Here is a 1,586-nt window from a genome sequence, read left to right as displayed (position 1 = left end):
GGTCTGCGTGCAGGTGTTCGGCAACAATGCGGCGCTCACCTTCGCCGGCAGCCAGGGTCATTTCGAGCTCAACGTCTACAACCCTCTGATGGCCTACAATTTCCTGCAGTCGGTGCAGTTGCTCTCCGACGCCTCGGTCTCCTTCACCGACAATTGCGTTGTCGGCATCGAGGCCCGCGAAGACAACATCAAGGCGGCACTCGACCGCTCGCTGATGCTGGTGACGGCGCTGGCGCCGACCATCGGCTACGACAATGCCGCCAAGATCGCCAAGACCGCGCACAAGAAGGGCACCACGCTGCGCGAGGAAGCGCTCGCCACCGGGCTGGTCAGCGAAGCCGATTACGACCGGCTGGTGCGGCCGGAGGACATGACGCATCCGGGGTAGTCAATTCCAGGAAAAGTGTCTTGCGGTTTTCGGTCCGGAATTGCGTCAACCAAAAGCCCGGTATTTCGTGACGGGAGAATTTACTTCCGTCACGACGTGACCCGAAGCGAATTTTGCGCAGGCCGCCCGATCACGGAACGTAAGTACTGTGAACAATGTGTCGCCAGTCTGGTGGCTTTGGTGAACAGTCGGCTTGCTCTATCTCCCCGGTATCAACCCATCCCGGAGAGCCACAATGTCCATCAACACTTCAGTCGCCGGTTCCGGCGCATCCAATGCCTCGACCACCATCCTCCTCGGCCGCGTCCTGCTTGCCGTCATCTTCCTGCTTTCAGGCTTCGGCAAGCTGACCGCCATCGCCGGCAGGCGGGCTATTTCGGTGCCCTCGGCCTGCCCTTGCCGACCGTAACGGCCATTGTCGTCGGCCTGATCGAGCTTCTCGGCGGCCTCGCCATCCTCGTCGGCTTCAAGACCCGGATTGTTGCCTGGGTGCTGGCGATCTTCACCGTCGCCACCGGTTTGGTCGCCCATACCGGTTGGGCCGACCAGATGCAGATGATCCAGTTTCTCAAGAACCTCGCCATTGCGGGCGGCTTCCTCGTGCTGGCTTCCTCGGGCGCCGGCGCCTATTCGATCGACGCCAAGCGCGGCTGAGCCAAAAACTGGCAATAGCCGAACAAAAAGCGGCGCGGAATTTTCCGTGCCGCTTTTTCGTTATCGGTGTATGCCCGCCGATCTGCTGGCCGGAGTTTTCTGCTAGGATAGGGGCTATCGGGACGAAGCCGGCCGGCGGCCGAGGGAGGTGAACATGCCCCGCAACGCGCTGCTCCTGCTCTCCCGGCTGCTGCTCGCCGCCCTGTTCGTGCCCTCCGGTTTCCAGGCATTGAGCGACATAGCCGGCACCACAGGCTATTTCGTAAACCTCGGCCTGCCGCTGCCGGCACTTGCCGCCTGGGGCACGGGACTGTTCGAAGTGATCGCCGGGCTGCTCGTCCTGGTCGGTTTCCAGACCCGGATCGCGGCGCTGCTGCTCGCTGCCTTCTGCATTGCCGCCGGGTTCATCGGCCATTACGGCCAGGGCGGCGGCGACGCGATGCTCTCCTTCCTGCACCAGCAGATGCTGATGAAGGACATTGCGATATCAGGCGGATCTGTTGCGCTGGCCATGGCCGGTGCGGGAGCCTGGTCGGTCGACGGG

At 62.7% G+C, this 1,586-nt stretch carries 1 protein-coding gene and 2 pseudogenes; all 3 read left to right on the top strand.

Annotated elements, in window-relative coordinates:
- Positions 1-388: pseudogene (gene fumC, locus EN964_RS34045) on the top strand (class II fumarate hydratase); the annotation flags it as partial.
- 235 nt (positions 389-623) lie between these two features.
- Positions 624-1,042 (top strand): annotated as a pseudogene (locus EN964_RS34040) (DoxX family protein).
- 154 nt (positions 1,043-1,196) lie between these two features.
- Positions 1,197-1,586: DoxX family protein (locus EN964_RS34035; protein ID WP_164776344.1), on the top strand; the 390-nt coding region annotated here is incomplete at its 3' end.

The sequence above is a fragment of the Mesorhizobium sp. M7A.F.Ca.CA.001.10.2.1 genome (assembly GCF_003998575.1).
GTDB lineage: Bacteria > Pseudomonadota > Alphaproteobacteria > Rhizobiales > Rhizobiaceae > Mesorhizobium.
This window is presented reverse-complemented; position numbering and strand designations above follow the sequence as displayed.